Below are 18,337 nucleotides of genomic sequence, written 5' to 3' on the forward strand. Positions count from 1 at the left end.
GGGTTTCTGCGCGGAATTATCCCACTGGCTGCTAGTATTATCCCTCCGCCGCCTGGTATGATTGCGGCGTCTGGAGGTGGTCGGTGGCCGGGAATCCGGGGTTCCGCGCAGCTCGTAACGTGGCAAACTTGCGGAGCGCTATCAGTCGGGCGAAAGTGGCAGATGGATGGACCAAATGGAGGTAGCCCGCCCGGGCCGCGGGAGGAAATAGCATCGAAGCATTGGAATTTGCGACGGCGTGTTGAAGAAGCGACAAGCTCCGTGGGCGCGGTGCTTCTTGTGATCCTCTGCGGATTGGTCGCAGTGGGAATGATCTACGGCTTCGTGTGGCTCTTTTGGAGGGCCATCCCTTGAGCCTCTCAGGCTTGAGGCCGGTATTTCAACGCGGCTTCGGTGCGCGACCTGACATGCAGCTTCGCGTAGATATGCTTCAGGTGCCAGCGCACGGTATCGATTGAAATATAGAGCCGGTCCGCGATCTCGCGGTTGCTGAAGCCATTGGCAACAAGCTCGAGCACCTCCTTTTCGCGGCTGCTCAGATTGTCCACCTCCGCTGCAGACGACGACTGGTCTCTGAAATGCTGGATCACCTTGCGGGCGATCTCCGCGCTCATGGGCACGCCGCCGCCTTGCACTTCCTTGATCGCGGCGAGCACTTGCTCCGGGCGTGAGCGCTTCAGGATGTAACCGGAGGCACCCGCGCGCAAAGCGCTGAAGATACGGTCCGGGTCTTCATAGACGGTTACCATGATCACCATCACTTCCGGAAGCACGCGCTTCAGGAGGGAGGCGCACTCGATGCCGGACATGCTAGGGAGCTGGATGTCCATCAGCACGACCTGCGGTGCGAGCCGCGGCAGGTAGCGTAGCGCATCCTCCGCGGTCTCGTAGACGCCGACACACCAGTAGTCGGTGGAGAGCCCGACGATAGCCTTCAGCCCTTCGCGGGTGGTCTTGCTGTCTTCGACGATGGCGATCTTGATCATGGCAGTGATTTTTCCAGCGGGAGCAAGAGCCGGACTTCCGTGCCCTGCCCGGGTTTCGTTTCAATACCGGAGGATCCACCGAGCTCTCTCATGCGTGACTCGATTCCGCTCAGGCCGTCGCTGCCCGGCGGAGCCGCTGCGCTGCCGAAGCCGCGCCCGTTGTCGGAAAGAGTGATCTGGAGGACTCGGTTCCGGGCTTGCACGGAGAGATGTACCTCGGTGGCACCGGAGTGCTTTACGATATTATTCAGCGCCTCCTTGAAGGCGAGGAAGATCCCGTGGCGCATCCGGGAATCCAGCGGGTGTGCGGGAATGGCATCATCGATCTTGAAGCGGCAGTTGATCCCGGCGATGCCGAGGAAGCGCTGCGCAAAGAGCGAGAAATATCCGGCGAGATCCGCAGCGGAGTCGTAGCGCGGATTCACTGCCCACACGATTTCATCGAGCCCGGTGACCATGGTGCAACAGACCTCGCTGAGCTGCTCCAGATAGCCTGCCTTCTGCTCCTGGGGGATTCCCGGATTCTGCACCAGCGAAGTGAGGATGCCTGCCTCGGTGAGTCCGGAGCCCAACTCGTCGTGGAGGTCCTGTGCGACGCGGCTGCGTTCCTGCTCAACTACGCGATGCCGCTCAAGCGCTTCACGGCTCTCGATCTCACGTGCCAGTTCGGCGGAGCGCTTTGTCACCGTGCGACGCAGCACCGTGACCCATACCGAGGCGAGCAAGAGCCCGCCGGAAAGGATCGAGATCACCGTGATCGTGTGGCGCGTTGTCCACCAAGGCCCGCGATAAATTACTTGGAGCTGCGAGGCATCGGCCAGGCGCAACTCGAAAGGATCCGGTCCCGGTGAGGAGCCGTCCGCCTGCGAGCTCACGTACACCCCGGTCAAACGCAGCACGCTGCCTTTGTCGAAGCGCTTCGGGAGCGTGGCGTCTGCAGGCACATAGGCCATGAATCGACTCGATCCCGAGCTCATTTCCAGCGCGCGCTCATCACGCCGCATGGTGTCGCTCAGCAAGGTGGCATCCAGATTCACCAGCGTGGAGTCCAGTCGCGCATCGGGCAGGGTCGCCGTGCGGATGGTGGCTGGGGCAGGAAAGGGTGCGCTCCCGGTCTTTCTTGCACTGGCCTCCAGCAAGACGGGCGAGGGACCACCGAGTTGGGGAAAGCCGGAGGCCTCCACCTGATCGCCGGGCTTCAGGCCCACCGCCGTATGGCTGATAATGCGGAAGCCCTTCGTGCCATCGAAGAGCATGAACTCCGGCGGTGCCGCATGAAGCAAGAGTCCTCCGACGCGAACGCGCTTCAGGACGCTGGACTGCGAGGTGAAGAGCAGAAGGTCCGCCGCACGGATCGATGGGGCGGTGAAGGGATCTGCGGGTGTTGCTTCTTCCACGGCCATCAGTGCATCTCCCAGGCGGAACTCCGCAGGACGCACGCGGCCGGTGGCACTATCCCAGCTTGCGGTGTAGACGCCGCGCAGCCGTATCACGCTACCCGGGAGATGCGCTTTCTCCTCCCCAGTGAGGTGCGCGGTGGGCAGAGGATAAAGGAGGTTGTCGAGGATGGTCACCGTCCCGTTCGGCGTGAGCAGCGTCATCACCGCATCGGTCAGAGCGGTGACCACACCTTCGATTTCCACTTCCTCTGCGTCTAGGCTACCGCTGGCCAGTTGTTCGCGGGTTGGTCGCGCCGGCTTGGGCAAGGGCGCGTGTCCGACGAAGCTTGCGCGGTCCGCATGGATCACGGGTGAAAAGTCGCCGGGAGCAGTGTTGCCTGCGATGCGCCAGAGCTCGCCTACCTGCGGGGCATCACCGTTTGTCGGGCAGGCGTAGTGGATGAAGACACCGCCGGTGTCATCCTGCAGCACCACATGGCGCGGGGAAACATTTGTGACCACTCCCTCGATCTCCGCGCGGTAGGGTTTTCGCGCTTCATTGGGAGGAAGCTGCCTTACCTCGAAAGCACGGCTTAGCGTACCATCGCGCTCGCGACGGTCACCGGTTACGCGCAGTTGTTGGGCAGACACGGCTACAAGGCCGTTCGAGCGGCGGAGACCGGTGACCTGCACGCTCTTCCGCAGGAAGTCCGCGGGGATTTTTCCGGCGGGATCCGCGATGACCACGCGGATGGGATTCGAGTTGTCCGTAAGCTCGAGTTCGATCTGCTTGCCCGTCCACGAAGCGAAGTTGACGGTTCCTTCCGCGGTCACCCATCTTTCCCGGGAGCCGGCGACGATCGCTTGGGTGAGCGTGCTGGTCCGCAGCGGTGTGGGGCGCTTCGCTTCGAGAATGCGGTGGCGCACTTCAGGACGACCGACGAATACGCGCGAGCCGTCATCGGAGGTGATATTGAAATCGTAGCGTCCCGTTGCGGGGACGCGCAGGTAACCTTCGAAGACGATGCCCACGTTTTCACGCAGCACGTTCGCGCCGAGATCGAAGTCCGCGATGACTCCCTTCTCCTGTGGCTGGAGCATCGAGAAGTCCGGCACGCCCCTCCAGGCACCTCCTGCATAGACTGCATAGCCGAGGCCAGGCGAAAGATCAGCGCTATCGCTGCCTCGGTGAAAGAGCATCTCCGGGGAGATCCTTTGCCGCGGCTTTCCCTCCCGCTCATATTCGATGACCAGCTTGGGCGCGCCGTAGTTGTTGTACCATTCCACGCGAAGCGGCTGGAGATTCTCTTTTAGCCATGTGGCACCGGTGCGGGTTTGCACGGCATAGACTTCATCGAGATCCACCACGGGGCCGGTGCCGAGGCGAATGGCGATCGCACCGCGGGTGACGGGGCAATGCTCGCTCTCAATCTCGATGCTCTGCCCGACGGCTATGCCCTGCGGCAAGGATGGTAGCTCAAGCAACTCGGTGCCCGTCTCATCCTGCAGCGCGACAAGTCCGAGAGCCTCGCTCGCGGCACACACCGTGCCCTCGAGACGAAAGCTCAGGATTACGCGTCCACGCGTGTTGATCGACTCCCGCAGCTCGGAGAGCGGCAGTCGCGGCTCCTCTTGCGCGTGCACCGCAGAGCCATAAAGAAACCACGCCAAGCCAACGCTCAGCAACGCTCCGAGATGGCTTCGATGGCTCTTATCAGGCATGGCAGGGATCAGCGACCATCCTCCGCAGTCCGGGGATGAAGAACAATCGCATTGCTTGGCATGAGCGTGTGAGCACGGCAGAGATCTGAGAATGAAGGAAGGTCCTCCCGGTATAACCCGTCCGGGAGGACCTCATTACCCATTGCTGGGGACTAACCCTGGAGATGCTTTTTACTGCTGGGCCACAAGCCGGGCAAAGAGCTTCTGGCCCACGGCGAGGCTTCGAGGGATGGAGACCACCACGCGGTCGACTCCCGTTCCGTAGAAGTCATTTGTCACGGTGATGACTACCCCATTGGTCCCATTTTCGGCGGTGGTCCAGCCGTCCAAGACGGAGCCGTACTGGACGGCGGGGAAGGGCGAGTAGTTCGACTGATCCGCGCGACGGAAAGTGAACTCGAACATGCTTCCGGCGATGGCGGCGGTGGGGAGTTTGCTCCCATCACCGGTGGTCGTCGGGTTTCCGCCGATCACGAACTCGATGCCATTTGAGATGCCGTCCTTGTCCGGGTCCGCACCGGCCAGCGCGTCATCGCCGCTGAGATTATATGGAGGACTGGTGGCCCAGTTCAGATACGGATCGGAGCCGGGATTCACCAGGGCGATCTGGTTCGAGTTCGGGCCGTAGTGGTAGTTCAGGGTGTAGCCTGCGGGGAGGTTGTTGACCTGCGCGAAGGCCGTGCCGGTCAGTGCGCCATACTGGGCGAGTACATAGCTGCCAAGGGTCGACCCGCCGGGAAGTAGGGTGAGGTCGAGGGTGGCATTCGTGATGTCGAGCACACCCGTGACATTCACCCGATCCCCCGTGGCTCCATCGAGCTCCGCCTTCAGCGTGCCATTCAGCGCGAGATCCGTGCCGATGCTCAGTGTGCCTGCCGAGGTGCCCGGCGAAAGCGTGGCACCGCTGGCTATCGTGACAGTTCCGCCGATGCTTCCCGTGCCTTCCAGAGTGGCACCGCTATCCACGGTGACTGCACCGGCAGCGATGGATCCGCTGACCCGCAGCTTGCCTTCCTGGACGCTGGTCGCGCCGGTGTAGGTATTGACTGCGGCGAGATCCATGGTGCCGGGGCCTTGTTTCCTCATGCCGCCGGGGGTGGTGCCGTTGTTGTTGCTTCCATCGCGGAAGGGCGCGGTGACCACCAGGTCCGGAGCACTGCTGCCGGTCACATCACCCACGATGAAGGGGGTTGCGGGATCCAGATGGTTCTCATGCGCCGTGGTGGTTTCGATCAGCGAGGGCGTGCTGCCCGTCACGGTGATCGTTCCGCGGAGCTCGAAGCCGCGATAAACCAAGGAGGTCTCTGCGGAAGCCCCCGAGATCTTGGCGCCGTTTAGCGTCACGTGCCCGAGCTCGTTGTAGGCGGTGGACGTCAGCGTCGCGCCATTCAGCACCAGCTGCATCATCGCGGCAGGATCCGTGTTGCCGTTTCCGAAGACGTTGTTCTGCTGCAGCGAGAGGAGCGTCGAGGCACCATTGAAGGTGAAGGTGCGTGCGCTGCTTGCCGGGCCGAAGTTTCCACGGATGGTGCGGAGCGTGCCGGCATTCACGGTGAGATTTCCGGTCCAGCCCGGCTTCGGGGTGTCGAAGCTGGTGATGCCGCTGGAATCCACGATGATCTCGCCGCTGCTGTTCTGCGTCCAGTCTCCGCTGAGGCTGGTATTTCCGGTGCCTTGCACGCGGAGCACTCCGTTGTTCGTGACCGGGTTCACGAAGCTGGCATTCCCCGCGGGATGCCAGATGAACTCCGCGCCGGGAGCGATGATCACGGGGCTGAGCGGGCTGATCGAGCCGCTGGTTCCATTGCCCACTTGCAGGGTGCCTGCATTGACCACCGTGCTGCCGATGTAGGTATTGTCATTGGTCAGCGTGACCTTTGCGGTGCCGTCCTTGATCAGATCGGCAGGCCCGCCGAGGCCGGTGCCGCTGAGGGTGTAGGCGAGCGTCGAGTTGTTGAAGAGCACCTCACCCGGCGTGATGCTGCCGCTGATGACGACATTGCCGGTGGCGGCGCTGTCATCAAATTGCACGAGGTCGGTCTGGAAATAGGGAGCCGTCCCGGCGTTCGAAAGCAACGCCCAGTTTTGAGCATTGTTCAGGCTCCAATCGGAGCCATTTGTTCCCTTCCACACGAGGCTGTCGATCTCGGTGATCACGAGATCCACGGAGGTATCCGCGACATTGTGCGAAAGCGTGGCGGTAATGTGCGGGCGCGAGCCGATGGCAAAGGCTCCGTAGCCTGTGCCGCTGATCGTGCCTTCATATTCGAAGAGCGGATAGGTGCCGGGAGACAGGCCCGGTGCGGCAGCAATGTTGATGCTGTGCGTGCCGGTGGTCGTCAGTCCGCCAGGATCGACGACAGCGAGGAGGTCGGGAGTGGTGCCGATGCGGAAGCTGGAGGAACTCCCCGAGGCGAGATTCAAGGTGTGAACAACGCCCGCCTGAGGAAGGATGGGCGTGCCCGTCTTGATGGTGGCACCCGAGGCGAGATTGATGGTGCCGCCAGTCTCGCCCCCGATCTGGAGGCTGCCCGCATTCACGTTCGTGGGACCGGCGAAGGTGTTCGTGCCGGAGAGTGCGAGGTTTCCGGTGCCGGTCTTCGTGATGCTGCCCGTGCCGCCGAGTGCGCCGGAGAGCGTGATGTCGTGGCTGCCGGTATCAATGGTGGTCGCGTCGGTGACGTTGATCGCCAGCGGGGATGACCACGATGTCAATGCGCCAAGCGTGCCGGCACCGAGATTGATCGTCTTGTTCTGCGTGCCGCCGCTGACGATACCATCGGCACCGATATTGAGATGCCCGCCGGTGAGATTGATGGTGGAGGCTTGGTTCTTGTCGTTGTAGCCCATGTTCACCGCCTTGAGGTTCACCGTGGCGGAGCCGCTCACATTGAGGGTGGCAGTACCGTCCCAGGAGAGATAAAGCGGTGCGCCGGTGAGATTCAGCGCACCCGCGCTGATGTTGTAAACGGTGGTCCCGCCGCCCCAGTGGCCCCAGCGGTTGGAAAGGTCATTGCCGCCGGGATTGTTGGTGATGCCGGTGTTTGTCACCGTGCCTCCGGTCTGCGTGACAGTGATCGCGGCATTGGTTTGATCACCGAGCACGAGGTCGTCGGTTACATTCAGCTGAGCGTTTCCGGAGATGGAAAGGGCATGGGTCTGGCCACTGCCCCAGTTTGACCAGCGGTCGGTGCTGACTGAGGCGGAATCCGCAAGTGTCAGTGAACCACCTTGCAGACCGAAGAAGCTTTGGGCCGGCGCGACGGAGCTGAGATGGACCGCGGAGGTTCCGGAGAGCGAAATGGAGGCAGCGGTGGCAGTGGCATTCAGAAAGAGATTCTTCGCGCTCAGAGTGCTCGCGCCGCTGCTCGAGAAACTTGCGCCAGTCAGATTGATGTCGCCGCCGATGGCGATGGTGGAGCCTGCCGAGGTGATGCTCGTGGCGCTACCCGCGGTGAGTCCGCCGCTTGCCGTCACCGAGGATCCGGTGGCATTCAAGGTGACGTTGTCGCCGATGGTCAGGGCACTCAGCGAGGGCAGGGTGCTACCATTCAGCGTGAGGTTCGGCACGGAGATGATGCCTGCACCGGAAATGGTATGTGCGCCGGAAAGGGTGATGCTGGAGGCTCCTTCAAGCACCAGACCATTTGTGCCGCCGAGTGCCGAATTCACGGTAAGGCTGGAACCTGTGCCCGCGCGTAGAACCGCAGGAGAGGAGAGATTCAGGCCGCCGCCGCTGAGGGTGACGTTGCCTTGCTCGGTGATGATGGCATCCGCGTTCTGCGTGCCGGAGACGTTCACCGTGTAGGTGCCTGTGGCATCCGTACCGGCGGCGAAGACGGCACTGTGTCCCGCACCTGCCCAACCGGCGGTGGTGCCGGTGCCGTCAGCAGCCGCATTCCAGTTCGCGGCCGCGGCACTCCATGCGCCGGTGGGAGAAGCATCGCCTGCACCTGCTGTGTTCCCATTAAGGTCCCAGTAGGAGAAGCTGCCGGTGTAGGAGTTCTCGATTTGCAGGCCTGCGATTGGGCCGCGGGAGCCGCCGCTATTGTCACCGCCTTGGATGGCAAGGCTGAGGCCACCGAGGTTCTGGATCTTCAGGTAATTCTGCCCTTCAACGAGGTTCGCGCTGTCGTTCCAATTCTGGGCGGTCCAGTTGGCATCCACAGCGACGGTGGCGGTGTCGTTGTGGCTATAGGCCACGCCATTCACTCGGACGGGGCGCAAGTTCGCGATGCCTTGGGTCGCTCCTCCTTGGTCTGCAGCGACGATGACGTAGGCATTGTAGGAGAGGTAGGGGATGTTCGAGAGGCTGATCCGGCAACCGCCGCCGCCATCATCGAGGAAGCCCTTGGTCAGCTGACCATTGCCAGTGGTGGTGGTGCCTCCGTTGCGCCAGGTATTCGCGGAGACCCAGGTGACCGCGGCGGAAGTGGCGGCACCGGTATTGTCCTTCAGGCTCGCGGCGCTGCCATCGCCATTCGTGCTGGCGAGGTTGTTCCAATTCGTCGCGGCAACGGGGACGGCACCAGCGGTGCCAGTCGTGATGATGCTGCCTGCATCGGAATCGGTGAAGTTCAGGCTGATGCTATTTTGGGCAAAAGCTGCACCGGTGGTTGTCGCGGAGACGATCAAGGTACGTAGCGCCGCGTGGAGAAGAGTTGAGCGAGGGTTGTTCATTCGGGTTGAGTCCCAGCTACCCAAATTTTCCGCGTGATCCTAAGGGTTATCGAGGCATGAGGGCCGATCACCCTAAGTGGGTGGGGAGAGACGAAGACGCCGGAGGAATGACGAATGAAGCACGAGTAAGATGCGGGGAAGGGGCCTTTGATTGATTCACTGGCGCTCCATCGGATGGCCAGGGAAATCTCGGAGGTGAAGGCGTGGAGTAGTGGCTGGCAGCATGGGTGCCGCCTTCCCTGAACGGTGTGGGGGCCAGAGAGGAAGATTCCATCGAAAGTGGTCGATGTGGTAGGATTCGGGGATGTCGATTCTGTTCTCGGTTGCCCTTCCTCTGCTCCGCTCGTGCGGGCCGGATATCCTCGAGGTCGCCTGTTAATTTTCCACTTTTTATCAGGCTGAACAGGCTCTGTCCCGAGCCCGGCTTCGGGTCCGATCCCGCACCGGATGGAGGAGCAAGCAGGGTCTTCATGCCCTTCCTCCTTGAAGATCGACGGCATTCCTCTTGGTTCGATGGGAACCTGGAACGACATCATCAGCGTGCCACTGAAGATGGTATTGGATGGACGCTAGGCCATCGCCGGACACAAAAAGACCGGCTAAAGAGCCGGTCGGAGGATGCGGATGGTGCGCGCTGCAGGGTTCGAACCTGCGACCCCATCCGTGTGAAGGATGTGCTCTACCACTGAGCTAAGCGCGCTTTGTTTTGGGTCCCTGCCTTGCGGCGGGGCCGAGGTTTTGGTGAAAAGCGGAGGAGTTGGCAAGCATTTCTGTAAGGAAGTCGTGATTCCTTACCGGAGCCGGGGCTTGGCGGGCGAATGGGAGGCGCTACGGTGGGGACATGGAAGATTCGGCAAGCCCGCGCCCCCCGCGGCGGAAGCGCTATGCGGGAAAAAATCCGCGGCGTTTTGAGGACAAGTATAAGGAACTCGATCCGGTGCGGCATGCGGAGACAATCGGAAGGGTCCTAGCCTCCGGAAAAACTCCGGCGGGAATGCATGTCCCGATCATGGTGGAGGAGTGCCTGGCCGCGCTACACTTGGAGCCCGGGCAGACCGGGGTGGATGGGACGCTCGGCTATGGTGGGCATGCACGGCAAATTCTAGCGCGAATTGCGCCGGGCGGGCACTTGATCGGGCTGGATCTGGATCCGATCGAGCAGCCGAAGACGGTGGCACGCTTGCTCGAGTCGGGTTTTGGCGAGGAGACCTTCACGGCGGTTCACTCAAACTACGCCGGAATCAGGAAGGTGCTGGACGGTCAGGGGATCGGCGCGGTGGATTTCGTGTTTGCGGATTTGGGGTGCTCCTCGATGCAATTCGACAATCCGGCACGCGGCTTCACCTTCAAGTCGGATGGGCCGCTGGACATGCGGATGAATCCTCAGCGCGGAATCTCCGCAGCGGATTGGCTGGCGAAGGTGAAGGCCTCGAAGCTAGCCGAGGCCTTGCGCGAGAACTCCGACGAACCCTACGCGGACGAAATCGCCGCGGAGTTGGCGGGGAAGCGTTTCAAGGGCACGAAGGATCTCGTCGAATCCCTGCAGCGCTTGCCGCTGATGGCACGGATGGATGAAGAGCGTGCGGAGTTAACGGTCCGTCGGGTTTTCCAAGCGATCCGGATTGCGGTGAATGAAGAATTTTCCTCGTTAGATGCTTTTCTGCGGCAGTTGCCGGATTGCCTGAAACCGGGGGGGCGCGCGGCGATTCTTACTTTCCATTCCGGCGAGGACCGCCGGGTGAAAAAAGCTTTCCAAGCGGGCGGGCGGGACGGGGTTTATGTCGAAGTAAGCGACGGTGTCGTGATTGCCGGGCCGGAGGAGCGGCGGAACAATCCGCGGAGCGCTCCGGCGAAGTTGCGCTGGGCGGTGAAAGGGGAAAGTCGCCGGTAAAACGGGGCATTCTTTTATCCCTTGCTTCCTGCCAACCGCTGACCGCTACTCGCATCATGTTAAGATCGCTGGTGATTCCGTTGGTGGCCGCGCTTGTCGTTTCGCCAGGCTTGGCTCAGGAGAAGGGCATGACCTTGGAACAGGCGAGCGGCTTCGTGAAACTGGCAATGGCGGGTCTTGATCGGGAGTATCCGAACAAGACGGGCCATGTGACGACAGGGCCGGATGACATGAAGTCACCCCGGGAGATGCATCCGGTATTCTACGGGCACTTCGATTGGCACTCCTCAGTGCACGGTCACTGGACCTTGGTGAAGCTGATGAAGGAGTTTCCGGACGCTCCCTTCGCGGCGGAGGTCCGGGAGGTCCTCGACAAACGATTCAATCAAGAGGCGATCGCGAAGGAGACGGCCTATTTCCAGCTAAAGGAAAACAAGAGCTTCGAGCGAATGTATGGCTGGGCGTGGCTGCTGCGACTGGCGCAGGAACTTCGAGGATTTGAGAATGACCCGGTGGCCGGCCAGTGGTCGGCGCGCTTGAAGCCGTTGGAGGACGAGATCGTCGGCTTGGCAAAGGGTTATCTGCCGAAGCTGGATTGGCCGGTGCGCTGCGGATTTCACCCGGAGACTGCTTTCCCTCTCGCGCAGATGATCGACTACGCACGGGCGGTGAAAGATACGGAGTTCGAGAAACTGCTGCTTGAAAAGGCGCGGGCTTTCTACGGGAAAGATCGTAATTATCCGACGGCCTATGAGCCATCCGGGAATGACTTCTTCTCACCGGGTCTCAATGTAGCGGACCTGATGCGCCGGGTGATGCCGGCGGAGGAATATGGGAAGTGGTTGATCGGCTATTTCCCGGACTTGGTGAAGGGGCAGGCGGGGAATCTGCTGACACCGGTAACGGTGAGCGATCCGACGGATGGACACCTGATCCACCTTGCCGGGCTGAATTTGAATCGCGCGTGGACAATGCGGGGAATCGCCTCGGTACTGCCAGTCTGGGATACGCGGAAACAGTCCTTGCTCGATGCCGCGGCGAAGCATGAAGAAGCGGGGCTATCGATGGTGACGACGGGGCACTACGAAGGTGAGCACTGGCTGGGATCCTTCGCGGTGTACTTGTTGAGCGGGACGGGAGTGGACAGACAGAGGTCCGAGTGATTGGAGGGCGATCTAACAGATTTTCCTGCTTCCTCGTCGAGCCGCGGCTCTCCGTTTTTTCCTCGTGGAAGACCGTCCAGTCGGTGGATGAAGGCCTTGGAGGTGCCCCCCCAAGGCCATTGATTGCCTTACCTTACGGTGCTCGTTCGAGCAGGAAGTCCTGCCATGAGTTGCCGTTGTTGGGGTATTGTTCGAGGCGGACATTGTTGCCGGTGTTGCCACCGGGGATGTCCCAGCTCATGCCATCGTGGACAAAGTAGAATTTGAAGAGTCCATTCGTCTTCGGGAGGATGCGGAGCTTCTGATCGCCGGCATTGGAGACGTTGTAGTCCCAGAGATGGCAGTCCTCGCCATTCACGCTGGTGCCGTTCACGACACTGATGACGCGGGTGAGGGCATTCAGGCTGAAGGCGCGCAGGTGGCCGTCGGTGACGCTTTCGAAGCGCCACTTGAACCACGGGTTGTTCTCGTAGGTATACTGGATGACCGGGCTGCCATTGGTGCTCCCCATATTCTCCACGCAGATGTATTTCCCGGTGGAGGCACGTGCGAAGTAATCGCCCCATGGCTGGAGGCGCCATTGCTGGTTGATCGCGCCGGTGTCCGTGGCTTGTTCGACACGGTCGTTGTTTGCGGTGCCAGTGCCGGTGATTTGCAGGATGAGCCCGCTCTTCACGTTGCGGATCTTATAGTAGCCGCCACCTGCATCCACGAGGTCGAACTGCTGGCCGGGATTGTTTCCGGTGTAGTCGTAAGCGTGAAGCTTCGCGCCCGCAGCGGTGGAGTCCATCTCGATGCATGCGCACTTGCCGCTGACCCATGAGGAAATCCGGAAATGATCCGAATTCTCCGTGGGTGCGAGTACCCAGCGCTGGTTCGCTCCGTTGTAGTCGTAGGTCCACTGGTTCACTTGGGCTCCATTGCCAGTGTTCCCGCTGATGAGGTCGAGGCACTTGCCGCTGTTACGGTTCACGATCATGAAGTAGGCCGGGCGATACGCCGGGCGGCCTGCCGGAGCGTTGGTGTTGTAGATCTGTGTGCACTTCGAAGCATCGGCGAAGTCCATGAGGATCGAGCCGAAGCGACCGCTGGGGTTCCCGTTGAAGAAGGTGACCAAGCGCGGGTTGATATTATTCGACACGTTCGGGATGTTCGGGATGCCGAATATGCCGCTGGAGGTTCCGCTCGAGAAATTCACATACAGCGTGTTCGGTCCGCCATAGCGCGCCTCATTGAGGACCTGAAGGATCTGTGCCCACTTGGTGTCGTTGTTCGAGACATTGTAGCAATCCTGCACCCGCAGGGTGCCGCCGGTGCTGAATGTGGTATTGTCCGGCCAACTCGACGCATCGATACCCTTGGGGGTCGACGACGCGCCGAAGCGCCGGAAGAGCACGATCTTTCCACGAGCTTGGGTGAGCGTGGGAATGGACGAACCGAGCAACCATTTCGAAGGGTTGGCCGCGGTATAGGTATCAAAGGTGGCCTCGAAAGAACGCGTGTTTCCGGAAGGCGTGTATTCTTCCTTCACGCTCATGATCACGGTCTCCCCGGGATTTGAGTTCAGGAAGCCGATGGTGGCATTCAGAACATCGTTGAAATTCATGTTCTGGTAGACCTGTCCATGATGAATCGCGAAGGCGTCATTGATGTGACGGCAGCGGATGTCCAAAAAGCGGACACCGGCATTCAGTTGATCACCGATCGACAAGTTCTGGCACTTTGCCGTTCCGCTGATCGGCTCGACCAAGGCTCCCGAGTCATGGGTGCCGGGGATGGAGAATTGGGATAGCGGGAGATTCCCGTCGAGCGGGGTCATCCAGTCGTTCCCTGCGGCTCCGGCGCTGAAAGGTAGCGCCGCCATCAACAGGCCGAGCAATCGGCCCAAGGAGTGTTTCATTTGGGTTCTTGGGTTGTGTGTTGGTTCTGGTCGTTTAGTCCACGGTCAATGGGGGGTGAGAGGTTTCGTGAGGATGGGAGAATTCGGCTTCGGCGCGTTGGCGCAGGGAGTCTTCGGGAAAAAGAGCCACCCAAGCTGCGGCTGCCGGACGATCGCGGAGGATCCACTGGTGCAGCACGGAGATGACGGCTTCTTCCTGTTGGATGGGATCGGTGATCTTCTCGGCTGCCAAGGTCGCGGCGCGTGCGGGATGAGTCTCGGCGAGGGACATCGCGATACGGCTCCATGAGGCATTGCGGAACGTTTCATCTGCCTGGTGCGAAGCCCATGTACATGCGGCGTCGATGTCGCGTCGTGCCCAATGGTAAAGCACGGTGCCGCTGGCGATGGGATCGCTGGCGAGTTGATGCTCGTCCAGCAAGGCCATTGCTGCAGAGGGATCGCGCGGGGAAAGCTGATCGCTCACGCGAGTAAGCCAGCGAGTGCGCTGCGCGGGATCGAGTTGCGCGCACCAGTCCGCCGCGGCGGCGGGGGCGGACTCGGTCCAGCGATCCAGAAGGAGAGCGGTGGCTTCTTCGGATGCGGCCCATGGCTCGAGACCTTTGACCAGCTCTGCCGTGCCGGGAAGATCTCGCGCGATCAGGTCCGGCAGCAGGGTTTCGAGGGCGAGTCGTCGTTCGCCGTTATCTGAGGATTGCAAGGCGGCGAGGGCATCGGCCTGAAGTTTTTCGAGGGACGCCGCCGTGGGCGGGGGACGATGGCTTGCTTTCGTTAGATCGGTGGCCTGGTTTTGATGGTGCGTCTTTGAGCCCGATGAGGACGCCGGCTGGCGCATGGATGCCGAATCATGCCACCGCCATGCCGCGAACCCTGAAGCACAGAGCAGGATGGCGAGCAAAGGCTTCCCGGGCATTCGCAAGTTCTCCGCTAAAAGTTCGGGCGAGGTCAAGCTGCGGATTCCAGAGTAACCGGGACGATGCAAATCGCGCTGATCGAAGAGCTGCACGTCACCGTATTTGAGGTCACGCCACGTGCTGGACGCCTCTCCGCTCGGCGGCCAAGATCTTCCCACATCATGAAATCCATCCGTCTCCTGTCTGCCGTCCTCACGCTGGCCACCGCATCCGCCGCCGATCCGATGGCCCCGATCAAGCCCGATACCTACAAGGCTCCGGTGAAGGTCGCCTGCATCGGAGATAGTATCACGGAGGGCGTGGGCGCCGAGCAGGGCCGTTCCTACCCCACCCAACTTCAGGAGCTCCTGGGCGACAAGTGGAAGGTGAGCAATTTCGGCGTCAGCGGCCGCACGCTTCTGAAGAAGGGCGACCACCCTTACTGGATCGAAGCAAAGTATCAGAACGCACTGAAGTCCGAGCCGGACGTGGTGATCATCATGCTCGGCACGAACGACACCAAGCCGCAGAACTGGGAGCATGAGAAGGAGTTCGTGGCGGATTACACGGAGCTGGTGAAGTCCTTCCAAGCGCTGCCGAGCAAGCCGCGCATCTACGCCTGCCGCCCGGTGCCAGTACCCGGCGAGGGGAACTTCGGCATCAACGAGAAGAATCTCCAAGAGTGGATCAAGCGCATCAACAAGCTGGCCAAGGACATGGACATCGGCGTGATCGACATGCACAAGGCTCTCGAGCGGAAGGACGAGATGCTGCCCGACCGCGTGCACCCGAATACTGAAGGAGCCAGCGAAATGGCAAAGGCGGCCTTTGAGGCGCTGACGGGCGACAAGGCTCCGAAGCCGGCCGGAGCGAAGAAGTAAGCTTCCAATTTTCCATGTCGCTTCCCCTTTCCCTCGCAGCCGTGACCACGGGCATGATGCTAGTCTCAGGCGGCATCGCCCGTGCTCAGGATGGTCTGCCGGATCCACTGGTGTCCACCGATGGCACGAAGATCACGAGTGCCAAGGAGTGGAAGGAGAAGCGACGGCCCGAGCTGCTGGAATTTTTCGCGCGTGAGATGTACGGGCAATCCCCCGGGGTGCCGGAGAAGATGAGCTTCGAGGAATTCGATCGCGATAGGGAGGCTCTCGATGGAAAGGCGACCCGAATCCAGATCGCGATTTATCCGGGCGGCAAGCCGGGCCCACGGATTGACCTGCTAATCTACGTGCCGAATGGCGTGGAGGGACCGGTACCTGCATTCCTCGGCCTCAATTTTTGGGGCAATCATGCCATCCACAAGGACCCGGGCATTCGCCTTACGGAGAGTTGGGTGGAGAACAATCACCAGCCCTATGTGGATCTGAAAGGCGTGGATGCAAACCGCGCGACCGACGAGACACGCGGGGTAAATGCTTCGCAGTGGCCGGTGGAGATGATCCTTTCGCGCGGCTACGCGGTGGCGACGATGTATCGCGAGGATGTCGCACCGGATCATGAACCCTACTTTGGCAGCGGCGTGCCGCCCTTGTATCCCGAACTCCAGCGGGGCGAGGGAAATTGGGGGACGATCGCGATTTGGGCGTGGTCTCTGAGCCGGGCGCTCGATGTGTTGGAAAACGAACCGTTGATCGATGCGAGGAGGGTGGCGGCTTTCGGTTTCTCGAGGCTTGGCAAGGCAGCGCTCTGGGCGGGCGCGAATGACGAACGCTTCGCGCTGACGATCAGCAATGAATCGGGAGCGGGGGGAGCCAAGCTTTTCCATCGCGGTGTAGGCGAGGATATCCAGCGGCTGAATTCCTTGTTCCCGCATTGGTTCAGCCGGAAGTTCCGGGCTTACATCGGTAAGGACAAGGAGCTGCCCTTTGACCAGCATCTGATGATTTCGTGCATCGCCCCGCGGCCGGTTTATGTGGCGAGTGCCATCGAGGATAGGAACGCGGATCCCGAAGGAGAGTTCGAGGGACTAAAGGCAGCGGAGGGGGTGTTCGAGTTATTGGGGGCGAAGGGCCTGCCGGCGGAAAGATGGCCAGAGGTCGACGTTTCGGTGCAGGGCGGCATCGGGTATCACGTCAGGGCGGGGAGGCATGACGTAACGGATTTTGACTGGGAGCAGTATTTGAAGTTTTCGGACAAGCATTTGAAGGGGAAGTGAAGGACTGGTTCTTGCCACGAAGAGGAGCGAAAGGGCGAGGTTGATGAGAGGTGGAGGAGGAAGCCACGGGGAGGAGTGCTCGGGATCGCGATCTACCCCGTAGCAGTGGGCCAGAGCAATCGCCGCGTCCGCGGAAATGTTAGAGCGCGGCGTTTAGATTCGCGTCCCTCCGGGGCACGCTACTTTCTAAACGCAAACGCGAGCACCATCACCGCGATCGCGATGATCCATGAGGCGGCGATCCTCACGGCGTAGCTGGCCCACTTCTTCTGCGGGAGGAGGGAGGTATAGAAGGCGGGATTCACGAGCCAGATGTAGAGGCCGATCCAAGTGCCGATCAGCGTCTTGAAGATCGCCTGCGGGTTTCCTGCAAGATCCGGCGGGGAGTCGAGTCCGAGGAGAAAGCCGGCGATCGCACCGCAGATGACGCGGATGCTCAGCGGCAGCTTGAAGTCGGCGGCGACCACGATGGCGGCCAGCATGGCCACACCTAACAGGACGGGCTGATAGACCGGCGAAAGCATGCCCTTCCATGCGCAGAGCAGCCCAGCCAAGGCACCGAGCGCGAAGGCGGGCAGCGGCGACCGCAGGCGGATCGGGGGATGCGTGCCGATCCAGAAGCCGAATGCGAGCAACACGAGGACATGGGCCGGTGAGAAAAGCGGATGCAGCAAGCCATTCACGAATTCATCCAGTCCTTCCACGGTGCCGTGGGCCGAGGCGATCTGCGGAAGCAGGAGAAGCAGGGAGCCGAGCGAGATGGTGCCCGCACGGGTAGATCGGGCGGGAACGACGGATTTACGGATTCCTTTTTGAGACCGGCAAAAGGGATGGTTCTCCATGGCTTCGAATCAGTGTCATCCGTGAAATCCCTGGAACCGCCGTCTGTTGGCAGGGAGCACCCAAACGCGAGCGGATCAAAGCACGCCGAAGAGGAAGCAGAAGCCAAGCCCGGCGATGGCGGCGCCTGCTCCGCGGACGACCATCTTTCCCCAGGAGAACTTCACCAGCAGGCCGAGCGCGATGCCGCAAAGGTGGAGAAGACCAGTGGCGATTACCATACCGATGGCGAAGGAGAGGGCATTCGAGGACTCGGGCAATTCGGTACCGTGTGCATGACCGTGGAAGATGGCGAAGACACCGACAAGCACTGCCGCGACCCACAGGGGCGGCCGTGCTGCCGCAGCGACCATCGTCCCCAAGCCGACGGCCGAAAGGGCAATGCCGGTTTCCACGCCGGGGAGAGGAACATTTGCGACGCCGAGAGCACCGCCAACCGCCATGACGATCGGGAAAATCACCGGCAACAACCACATGGCCCGGGAGCCGAGGAAAGCACCCCACAAGCCGACACCGATCATCGCGGCCATATGATCGAGACCACTGAGCGGATGAGTGAAGCCGCTTACGAAGCCGCCCGCCGAACCTGCTTCCGAGTGTGCGGACGCGATGCCGCTGCTGAGCAGGATCACGAGGAAGGTCAGGGACGGGAGCTTGCGGCTGGATACCATGGCGCGGAAGCTAGACTGTCACCACCATGGCGAAAAGCGGAACTTCGGGGCGAAAAA

At 61.3% G+C, this 18,337-nt stretch carries 11 protein-coding genes and 1 tRNA gene; 4 read left to right on the forward strand and 8 right to left on the reverse strand.

The window, feature by feature from the left end; translation table 11 throughout:
* Positions 1–359: 359 nt before the first annotated feature.
* From HHL09_RS23980 to HHL09_RS23995, 4 genes are all read right to left on the reverse strand, one after another.
* Complete coding sequence (locus HHL09_RS23980) at positions 360–986, reverse strand: response regulator (protein WP_169457198.1); 627 nt, start codon at positions 984–986, stop codon at positions 360–362.
* A complete protein-coding gene (locus HHL09_RS23985; protein ID WP_169457199.1) occupies positions 983–4,087 on the reverse strand; it encodes an ATP-binding protein in 3,105 nt (1,034 codons plus the stop codon). Before HHL09_RS23985 ends, HHL09_RS23980 begins: the two co-directional genes overlap by 4 nt.
* Positions 4,088–4,258: 171 nt before the next feature.
* The gene (locus tag HHL09_RS23990; protein WP_169457200.1) at positions 4,259–8,767 is read right to left on the reverse strand and encodes a beta strand repeat-containing protein; all 4,509 of its coding nucleotides are present in this window, start codon (positions 8,765–8,767) and stop codon (positions 4,259–4,261) included.
* Positions 8,768–9,392: 625 nt separating this feature from the next.
* Positions 9,393–9,467 (reverse strand) — tRNA-Val (locus HHL09_RS23995).
* Between the two features lie 294 nt (positions 9,468–9,761).
* Between HHL09_RS23995 and rsmH the strand changes: the two genes are divergently transcribed.
* Both rsmH and HHL09_RS24005 read left to right on the forward strand, forming a co-directional pair.
* Positions 9,762–10,658: a 16S rRNA (cytosine(1402)-N(4))-methyltransferase RsmH gene (gene rsmH, locus HHL09_RS24000; protein WP_240963696.1), complete on the forward strand. Its 897-nt coding sequence runs from the start codon at positions 9,762–9,764 to the stop codon at positions 10,656–10,658.
* 56 nt (positions 10,659–10,714) lie between these two features.
* Positions 10,715–11,821, forward strand: a complete 1,107-nt coding sequence (locus HHL09_RS24005) for a DUF2891 domain-containing protein (protein ID WP_205760925.1) — start codon at positions 10,715–10,717, stop codon at positions 11,819–11,821.
* A 133-nt stretch (positions 11,822–11,954) separates the two neighbouring features.
* Here HHL09_RS24005 and HHL09_RS24010 read toward each other — a convergent pair whose 3' ends face one another.
* Both HHL09_RS24010 and HHL09_RS24015 read right to left on the reverse strand, forming a co-directional pair.
* Positions 11,955–13,721, reverse strand: coding sequence for a phosphatidylinositol-specific phospholipase C domain-containing protein (locus tag HHL09_RS24010; RefSeq protein WP_169457202.1), 1,767 nt, complete (start codon positions 13,719–13,721; stop codon positions 11,955–11,957).
* Positions 13,722–13,755: 34 nt separating this feature from the next.
* Positions 13,756–14,634, reverse strand: coding sequence for a hypothetical protein (locus HHL09_RS24015; protein ID WP_169457203.1), 879 nt, complete (start codon positions 14,632–14,634; stop codon positions 13,756–13,758).
* Positions 14,635–14,796: 162 nt separating this feature from the next.
* Here HHL09_RS24015 and HHL09_RS24020 point away from each other — a divergent pair, with 162 nt between their 5' ends.
* Both HHL09_RS24020 and HHL09_RS24025 read left to right on the forward strand, forming a co-directional pair.
* Positions 14,797–15,495 (forward strand): GDSL-type esterase/lipase family protein, encoded by a 699-nt coding sequence (locus HHL09_RS24020; RefSeq protein ID WP_205760926.1) that lies wholly within the window; start codon positions 14,797–14,799, stop codon positions 15,493–15,495.
* Between the two features lie 14 nt (positions 15,496–15,509).
* A complete protein-coding gene (locus HHL09_RS24025; RefSeq protein WP_205760927.1) occupies positions 15,510–16,769 on the forward strand; it encodes a glucuronyl esterase domain-containing protein in 1,260 nt (419 codons plus the stop codon).
* A gap of 179 nt (positions 16,770–16,948) precedes the next feature.
* Here the strand turns inward: HHL09_RS24025 and HHL09_RS24030 are convergent, their stop codons facing one another.
* Complete coding sequence (locus HHL09_RS24030; protein WP_169457204.1) at positions 16,949–17,611, reverse strand: HupE/UreJ family protein; 663 nt, start codon at positions 17,609–17,611, stop codon at positions 16,949–16,951.
* Positions 17,612–17,686: 75 nt separating this feature from the next.
* Positions 17,687–18,280, reverse strand: a complete 594-nt coding sequence (locus HHL09_RS24035; protein ID WP_169457205.1) for a HupE/UreJ family protein — start codon at positions 18,278–18,280, stop codon at positions 17,687–17,689.
* Between the last annotated feature and the right edge of the window lie 57 nt (positions 18,281–18,337).

It is taken from the genome of Luteolibacter luteus (genome assembly GCF_012913485.1).
Lineage (GTDB): Bacteria > Verrucomicrobiota > Verrucomicrobiia > Verrucomicrobiales > Akkermansiaceae > Haloferula > Haloferula lutea.